Genomic DNA, 8,310 nt, shown 5'->3' with positions numbered 1-8,310 from the left:
AGCCATGGTCTCGTGGGCTCGGAGATGTGTATAAGAGACAGATTCAGAATCTAATTTGGGACTTCCTATTTTTTGTAAGGGATATTACAAAAAACAATTCCGTTTTTACTTTAACTATAAGTTCTGGTAGGGACCATCCAAACATGTTACCAGACCAACAAGACCAAGGGGAAGAGTTTAGAAGGATGTATTACAGCTACTAAAGATGATAAATGCCAAAACCAAATTCATTGCAATTGGAATTGGGGTAACAGTTATTTTTTATTTTTAGTTCAATCAAGCCGGGAAGAATGATTAATAATAAAAGAATCAAGTCTTTAAAGGAAGATATCAATAAATAACTCTTGCAACATGCAGTTTCTTTCTGGCTGAATTTGCGACTCTGGAGCTATATTCTGAGGAACGGTTTGGCGGCGGAATATGCCGTTAAACCGTCCGGTTTTCGTTAAACGAAAACACAACTTGCTGTCCCCTCTACGGGGACAACGTTTTTAAGTAGAACTGTAGATTGCCCCGACTGGTGCCTCCCTCCCGATGGCAACCTCTTCCGATTTCGGTCTGCTTCTTCAGGAAAGTTGGCGTTTTTTACCAATATTCCGGAGGCGGAATAGGCTGTGCTTCCTGTAATAGTAGAGCATTCTACGATTATCCGACACATCAGATAGCTTCTTTTTCGTGATAATTGAATATTCAGAGAACTGAATATTTTGATAATCGGATAATCCGAATACTATTATATCTGTAGTCTCTTGGAATGTTACACAGTGACAACTGAATAATTGGCGTTTTGGATATTGGGATAATTGGGTATTTGAATATTGCTATATTCTGATATTTGGATATTCAGATAATGGGTAAACAATTATAAAAGACTACATTTATAAAAAGCTACAATTATAAAAGGCTATTATTATACATTCCCCATCAGAGAGAAAGTTCCTTGAGCCTGCTGCCGTCCAGCCGATGAACGGATACCGTACCGTCACAGTAAATAGCGAATGTAGGCATGTTCCCATCCTTCGGGAAAGTGATGGAGCCGGTATTGCAGACCACTGTGTGCTCTTTCCGTTCAAGTTTCCACCGGTGGGTGTGACCATAAAAAAGACAATCGAACCTTCCCTTCGGCAGTCTGTCCTCATTGTAGATATGTCCGTGGGTGAGAAAGAAACGTTTTCCATTATCCACCAACAGGGTGTAATCGGACAGGATGGGAAAGTCCAGCAGCATCTGGTCCACCTCCGAATCACAGTTTCCACGGATGGCGACAATCTCACCGGCCATCGCATTGAGACGTTCTGCGATCCCTTTCGGGTCAAGTCCTTGAGGTATCCCGTTCCGGGGACCATAATTCAGGATATCTCCCAAAATACAAAGCATTCCGCATTGTTGCTCCCGATAAAATGCCAGCACTTGTTCCAGTGCCGGTAACGAGCCATGTATGTCGGACACAATCAGGTATTTCATCATAATCTATTCGTTATCGGTTAAGTTTTCGCAGCACAAAAATAAGCATAATTATCTAATCTCCCTAACCGGGGAAACGATGAGAAAAAAGACAGGTTCCCTGAACTGTAGATTGCTGTATTGCTGTCCTTGTAGATTGCTGCAATGTTATAATCGGATACATAAAATAAGGGTATTTAGCCTTAGCTAAACTAAGCTAACAGTCTGACAATAAGGATTCTAATACTATGATATGTGGGTTTATTATGCTACCTTAGTGGTATAATAATAAAGGATAAAAAGCTATGAACGAACAAGTTAGAAATATCTTAGAACAGAGTACCACCAAGACGAGCAAGATTGAGCAGCTGCTCCGTCTGGGCCTGACGCGCAGGGAAATTGCCGATTTGGTGACACGCGGCAACTATGGTTTTGTATATAATGTTGAGAAGAAAATGCTTGAAAGAGAAGGTGGAGTCTTGCTGAACAGGGCAGCAACCACCCTGATGGATTACACCTTCACCCACAAGTTCGGTATTGAGATTGAAGCCTATAACTGTAATATGGAAAGACTGGCACGCGAATTGAGGGAGGCCGGCATCCATGTTGCCGTTGAGGGTTATAATCACACGACCAGGGATCATTGGAAGCTGGTGACGGACAGCAGCCTGCAGGGAAATAATACTTTCGAGCTGGTCAGCCCGATACTGGTGGGTGAGAATGGCCTGAAAGAGCTGGAAACGGTATGCTGGGTGCTTGACATCTGTAATGCAAAAGTGAATGACAGTTGCGGGTTCCATGTCCATATGGATGCGGCTAGTTTCAATCTGGACACCTGGAAGAATCTGGCTTTGACCTACAAGCATCTCGAACACCTGATTGATGCCTTTATGCCAAGGACACGCCGGAACAATACCTACTGCAAAACCCTCTCCGGTGTTTCCGACGAGAGAATCAAATCGGTAAGGACGATAGACGGCCTGCGGGAGGTCTTTAATAATGACCGGTACCACAAGGTCAATTTTGAGGCTTATTCCAGGCACCGGACCGTTGAGTTCCGCCAGCATTCCGGTACGACTAATTTCACAAAGATGGAGAATTGGATCCGGTTCTTGAACGGATTGATTACCTTTGCGAAAAGATCCAGCCTTCCCAGCCGGATGACACTGGAGGGGTTACCCTTCCTGGACGGGAAACAGAAATTATTTTTTAAACTTAGAACTAAAAAGTTAGCGGTATGATACAGACTTATCATTTGCTGGATGGCGGTCAGATAACCGCCTCCAGCCCGGAAGAGTTCGTCCGGCTGCTCCGTGAGGGGAGCCGGTTCGACTATGATTGCACGGATCAGGAGTATATGGAGAACTTTGCCCGGCGTTACGGGGAGCTGCATGGCGTGTCAGTTGCCACCGATACCCCTGAACATTTCCTGACGGACTTGCAAGCCGCCGGTTATGTCCGGTAACCGGTATCGCTCCTTTATTATTAGTCCCTGCTTCAAAGATGAGGCAGGGATTTTTCTTTTTTCATTGCAACCTTTCCTGTCTGCCTGACGGCATTTCCTCCTGTCAATTCCTGACTATCCATGACTATCCGTGACAGGGTATTTCATCTTTTCCCGGCATTCCTTTCTTTTGCAGTGTAGAACGATATACAATTATAAGCATTACAGTTTTACAGCATTATATTTTTATCTGATTATATAAAGAAAGCGTATGAAAAAAGAACCGTTATTAATTGCCTTTGCCAGCCAGAAAGGAGGAGTCGGAAAGTCTGCCTTCACAGTTCTGGTGGCTAGTATCCTTCACTACCAGAAAGGTCTGAAGGTGGGTGTCGTGGATTGCGACTCCCCCCAGCACAGCATCTCCCGGATGCGTGACCGGGACATAGAAAGCGTGCAGGAAAGTGATTTTCTCAAAGTGGCCCTCTACCGGCAGCATGAACAAATCCGGAAACGTTCCTATCCGGTAATCAAAAGCAATCCGGAGAAAGCTATAGAAGACCTGTACCGCTACATCGAAGAGCAGGATGCCGTCTTTGATGTCGTACTGTTCGACCTTCCGGGAACCCTCCGCAGCGAAGGGGTTGTCCATACCATTTCCGCAATAGATTACATTTTCATCCCCCTAAAGGCAGATAATGTCGTCATGCAGAGTTCCCTCCAGTTTGCCGAGGTGGTGGAGGAAGAACTGATTGCCAGGCACAACTGTAACCTGAAAGGCATCTATCTTTTCTGGAACATGGTCGACAAGCGTGAACGGACAGAAAGCTACGAGTCCTGGAACCGCGTCATACAAAAAGCGGAGTTACGCCTGCTGGAGTCACGGATACCGGATACCAAACGCTATAACAAGGAGCTGAGCTCCCTGAAGAACAGTATCTTCCGTTCCACACTGTTCCCTCCCGACAACCGCCAGATAAAAGGTTCGGGCCTCTGTGAACTGATAGATGAGTTATGTGCCGTAACACATCTGGATACCACCCATACCTTATAATAAGGGGAATTATGGACAGCGGAAAAAAGAGATTTGACCCCCGGAGCATTGACGAGAAGGCCATATTGGATATTGTCGCCAGGAAAGGGACGATACGACCGGACTCCCCTGCAACGAGTGCATCCCCGAAGCCGGAGGATACGGTAGAGGAGATTGCCGGGAGTAGCGAAGCTCCGGTCTTTACCACCGGGGAAATCGACGCTTACAGGGCGTCCTTCCTGAATACGGTCAGAACCAAATCCCGTAAATCATTGCATATCGATGCCGGCCTGCATCGCCGCATCTCGTCCCTGGTATGGGCGGTAGGACGTGGCGAAGTGACCGTAGCCGGTTTTGTAAACCAGGTGCTGGCACATCATTTCGAAGAGAACGGCGGATTGATAAATGCCGTGCTGGAGAAGTATTACCAATCACTAAAATCATAAGGACATGGAATACCTTTTTATTATCCTGTTCATTTATGCCTCTTACCTGAGTATTGAAAAGTATGTGCATACAGGCAGCATTTTCACATGGAGAGGCAGAAAGGACAGGAAGGAACGTCGGGCTACGCCTGTCACCATCCATCCGGCAGCTTCCTCATCCGAGACGGAAATAATAGGCAAAAGCCGATACCAAATACGACAATCACTGACAATAGATGACAATAGCGGACAGCCTGAATCAGGCATAGAAAAGAGTGATACCTTTACTCCCGAAAAGAAAACAGAGCCGGTTCTCCGAGTGCGCGAACCCCTTGATAAGAATACGAAATTCCCGGAAGTCCCGGCTCCTTTTCAAAAACTGAATTATCCTGAAATTGATTATATGCGGGAGGCCTCTCCTTCTTCCGGTGAAGAAAAAGAGGAGATTCCCGAACGCTACGAGATTACAGGATACGTACAGCGGAGCAATCCCCACCGGGCAACCGGTGTCACCTTTGACGATATGGATATGATTGAGAAAGCAATGGCATCGGACGAACTTACGGAAGCGGAACAGGAACAGGCCCGGCAGACTTTCCAAAAGCTGGAAGGCACGAACATGGAAAGGGTACTGCAGGCGAGCGTCCTGGGAAGCAGCGATAAACTGAAACGCTATATGCGCTTGTATGTGGACCGGGGCGAGCCCCATTTATTGACAGGAAAGAATAGGGACGACATTCTCCGGGAATTTGATATTAGGGAGCATGTGCCCGAATAAATAGAACAAGTAAGGAATATGAGACAGTATTATGATTCCGGTTGATCCGGGTGCAGCGAGTTTTAAAACAGAATGTATAACCTAAAAAGACGAAAAAGCATGAAAGATTTCTTTGACTCCGGTTGATCCGGGCAGGACGAGTTCTTGAGACGTAGTGTATAACCTGTTAGAAAAGAAGATATAGAGATATGAGAGGCTTCTATGATTCCGGTTGATCCTTTCCCTTTACCGGAGCGAACATTAAAAGAGTGATTAACCCCTTAAAAACGGAGGTACCTATGATTGGTTACTATGACTCAGGTTGATTCTAAAAAGACATCGTGGTTGCAAGAGACAAATCCGCAGGAGGGCAACTTCCTGCGGATTGTTTGAAACAAGATTTTTATTCACACTAAAAAATTAGATTGCATATGAAAAGACATTTTAAAAAGACGGTTGCGCTTATCGCATGAATAGCTGTTTCCACCTTGGGTGCCTATGCCGAAGGGGACGGAAGTGCCGGTATAACAAAGGCTACATCCATGCTTACCGGTTATTTTGACCCCGCCACCAAGTTGATATATGCGGCAGGGGCTATTGTGGGGCTGATAGGTGCCATTAAGGTATATTCGAAGTTCAGCAGCGGCGACCCCGACACAGGTAAAACCGCCGGGAGCTGGTTTGGAGCCTGCGTCTTCCTCATCGTCGCGGCGACAGTCCTTCGTTCCTTCTTCCTGTAATATAGCAGACTATGGAATACAATATCAACAAGGGAATCGGCCGCAACGTGGAATTCAACGGCTTGCAGGCACAATACCTGTACTTCTTTGTCGGGGGCTTGCTGGCCATTTTCCTGCTGTTCGTCATCTTCTATATGATAGGTATTGACCGGTGGTTCTGTATCGGTTTCGGTGTCCTCTCCGCTTTCTCTCTGATCTTCGGGGTGTTCTACCTGAACAAGAAGTATGGTCCCAACGGCCTGATGAAGCTGGCCGCAGTCAAGTACCACCCGTCCTATATCATCAATCGCAAACGTATATCTTCCTTATTTAAAAAACGCATTCATGAGAAATATATTAAAAGCCGCAACGCTGGAAAGTAAGTTTCCGATCCTGTCCGTGGAGGAAGGGTGCATTCTCTCCAAAGACGCGGACGTGACCATCGGCTTCAAGGTCTTTCTGCCGGAGCTGTTCACGGTCACTTCCGCAGATTATGTATCCATGCACGGCACATGAACAAAGGCAGTCAAGGTACTGCCGAACTATACGATAGTACACCGCCAGGACTGGTTCCTGAAAGAGAATTACAGGGCCGACACGCATAAAGACGGGATGAGCTTTCTGGATCGTTCTTTCGAGCTGCATTTCAATGAACGGCCTTATTTAAATCATTTTTCTTACCTGTTCATCACTAAGACGACTAGGGAGCGCAGCCGTAGCCGGAGCAATTTCTCCATCCTCTGCCGGGGGAATATCATTCCGAAGGAAGTCCGGGACAAGGATGCGGTCAGCCGCTTTCTGGAGAGTGTCGACCAGTTCGAGCGCATCCTGAATGACTCGGTCTTTATCCGTCTGGAACGGTTGACCACCGATGAGATTGTCGGCACACCGCAACAGGCCGGACTGATCGAGAAATATTTTTCTCTTTCACAACAGGACACGACCACACTGAAGGATATACAGATGAGCGCGTCCAAGATGCGCATCGGGGACAATACGCTCTGCGTGCATACGCTTTCCGACGTGGATGATCTTCCCGGCAGTGTCCAGACGGATACCCGCTATGAGAAATACTCCACCGACCGCAGTGACTGCCGTCTGAGTTTTGCCGCTCCTGTGGGGCTGATGCTCTCCTGTGACCATATCTATAACCAGTTCCTGTTCATTGATGATTCGGCAGAAATCCTGCAACGCTTTGAGAAGACGGCACGTAACATGCACTCGCTTTCCAAGTACAGCCGTGCCAACCAGCTCAACAAGCAGTGGATTGACGCGTATCTGGACGAGGCGCATTCTTTCGGGCTGACCGCCATCCGTTGCCATTGCAATGTCATGGCATGGTCGGACAACCGGGAGAAGCTCAAGGTGATAAAGAACGATACCGGTTCCGCCCTGGCCCTGATGGGATGCAAGCCCCGTTACAATACCATTGACGCGCCTGCCTTGTATTGGGCGGGCATTCCCGGCGGTGAGGGGGATTTCCCTTCGGAGGAGTCCTTTTTTACTTTCATCGAACAGGGAGTCTGCTTTTTCACGGAAGAGACGAACTATGCGGATTCCCTGTCGCCCTTCGGTATCAAAATGGCAGACCGGACAAACGGGAAGCCCCTGCATCTGGATATTTCGGACGAGCCGATGCGTCGCGGTATTACAACCAACCGTAACAAGCTGGTCATCGGGCCATCCGGTTCGGGCAAGTCGTTTTTTATGAACCATCTCGTCAGGCAATATTGGGAACAGGGCACCCACATTATATTGATCGATATAGGTAACAGTTACAAGGGCTTATGCGACCTGATCCATCAGCGTACAAACGGTGAGGACGGTGTGTATTATACCTATAGTGAAAAACGCCCGATAGCTTTTAATCCATTCTTTACCGAGGATAAGGTCTTTGACCTGGAGAAGAAAGAGTCCATTAAAACACTGATCATGTCACTCTGGAAAAGGGATACGGAAGTCATTACCCGTGCCGAGGAAGTAGCCCTTTCAATGGCGGTTAACCTGTTCCTTGAAAAGATAAAGGAGGACAATGAACTGGTTCCTTCTTTTAATACTTTCTACGAGTTCGTACAGGGAGAGTTCCGTGGAATACTGGAGGAGAAGCATTACCGCGAGAAAGATTTCGATCTCACTAACTTTCTGAATGTATTGGCTCCATACTACCGTGGTGGAGAATATGATTATCTGCTGAATTCGGATGAGCAGCTCGACCTGTTGAACAAGCGTTTTGTGGTATTTGAAATTGACGAAATTAAGGAGCACAAAATCCTTTTCCCGGTCGTGACTGTCATCATCATGGAGGCGTTTATTAACAAAATGAGACGTTTGCATGGGGTTCGGAAGATGATAGTTGTGGAAGAAGCTTGGAAGGCTATCGCACGGGAAGGCATGGCCGATTATATAAAGTTTTTGTGTGCGCCCGTAAAGGTTGCATCGTAAATATCTCTTTGGCAAGAGATTAGGAAAGTGTTCTTTGAAAATGACCTATC

Annotated in this window: 10 protein-coding genes; 9 read left to right on the top strand and 1 reads right to left on the bottom strand. The window is 46.8% G+C overall.

Annotation, left to right across the window (positions count from 1 at the left end; genetic code table 11):
• Positions 1 to 924: 924 nt before the first annotated feature.
• Positions 925 to 1,464, bottom strand: a complete 540-nt coding sequence (yfcE, locus tag LPH68_RS24705) for a phosphodiesterase (RefSeq protein ID WP_175353462.1) — start codon at positions 1,462 to 1,464, stop codon at positions 925 to 927.
• A gap of 284 nt (positions 1,465 to 1,748) precedes the next feature.
• Here yfcE and LPH68_RS24700 point away from each other — a divergent pair, with 284 nt between their 5' ends.
• From LPH68_RS24700 to LPH68_RS24665, 9 genes are all read left to right on the top strand, one after another.
• Positions 1,749 to 2,684 (top strand): amidoligase family protein, encoded by a 936-nt coding sequence (locus LPH68_RS24700; protein ID WP_008643627.1) that lies wholly within the window; start codon positions 1,749 to 1,751, stop codon positions 2,682 to 2,684.
• Entirely contained in the window at positions 2,681 to 2,908 is a 228-nt protein-coding gene (locus tag LPH68_RS24695) for a hypothetical protein (RefSeq protein ID WP_008643628.1), read from the top strand. The genes LPH68_RS24700 and LPH68_RS24695 overlap by 4 nt, the downstream gene beginning before the upstream one ends.
• Positions 2,909 to 3,158: 250 nt before the next feature.
• Positions 3,159 to 3,938, top strand: a complete 780-nt coding sequence (locus tag LPH68_RS24690; protein ID WP_032846780.1) for a ParA family protein — start codon at positions 3,159 to 3,161, stop codon at positions 3,936 to 3,938.
• Between the two features lie 11 nt (positions 3,939 to 3,949).
• The gene (locus LPH68_RS24685) at positions 3,950 to 4,363 is read left to right on the top strand and encodes a DUF3408 domain-containing protein (RefSeq protein WP_008643638.1); all 414 of its coding nucleotides are present in this window, start codon (positions 3,950 to 3,952) and stop codon (positions 4,361 to 4,363) included.
• Positions 4,364 to 4,367: 4 nt separating this feature from the next.
• Positions 4,368 to 5,120: a hypothetical protein gene (locus LPH68_RS24680; RefSeq protein ID WP_008643639.1), complete on the top strand. Its 753-nt coding sequence runs from the start codon at positions 4,368 to 4,370 to the stop codon at positions 5,118 to 5,120.
• Positions 5,121 to 5,572: 452 nt separating this feature from the next.
• Positions 5,573 to 5,839, top strand: coding sequence for a DUF4134 domain-containing protein (locus tag LPH68_RS24675; protein ID WP_085931613.1), 267 nt, complete (start codon positions 5,573 to 5,575; stop codon positions 5,837 to 5,839).
• 11 nt (positions 5,840 to 5,850) lie between these two features.
• Complete coding sequence (locus LPH68_RS24670; protein ID WP_008643641.1) at positions 5,851 to 6,201, top strand: DUF4133 domain-containing protein; 351 nt, start codon at positions 5,851 to 5,853, stop codon at positions 6,199 to 6,201.
• Positions 6,164 to 6,334, top strand: coding sequence for a DUF3875 domain-containing protein (locus LPH68_RS26885; protein WP_005680104.1), 171 nt, complete (start codon positions 6,164 to 6,166; stop codon positions 6,332 to 6,334). The genes LPH68_RS24670 and LPH68_RS26885 overlap by 38 nt, the downstream gene beginning before the upstream one ends.
• An 18-nt stretch (positions 6,335 to 6,352) precedes the next feature.
• Positions 6,353 to 8,260 (top strand): TraG family conjugative transposon ATPase, encoded by a 1,908-nt coding sequence (locus LPH68_RS24665; protein ID WP_074706891.1) that lies wholly within the window; start codon positions 6,353 to 6,355, stop codon positions 8,258 to 8,260.
• Positions 8,261 to 8,310: the final 50 nt, after the last annotated feature.

This window comes from Bacteroides sp. 1_1_30, assembly GCF_020982715.1.
GTDB classification, from domain to species: Bacteria; Bacteroidota; Bacteroidia; order Bacteroidales; family Bacteroidaceae; genus Bacteroides; species Bacteroides xylanisolvens.
The sequence above is the reverse complement of the archived record's forward strand: the minus strand, read 5'-3'. Positions and strand labels throughout refer to the sequence as shown.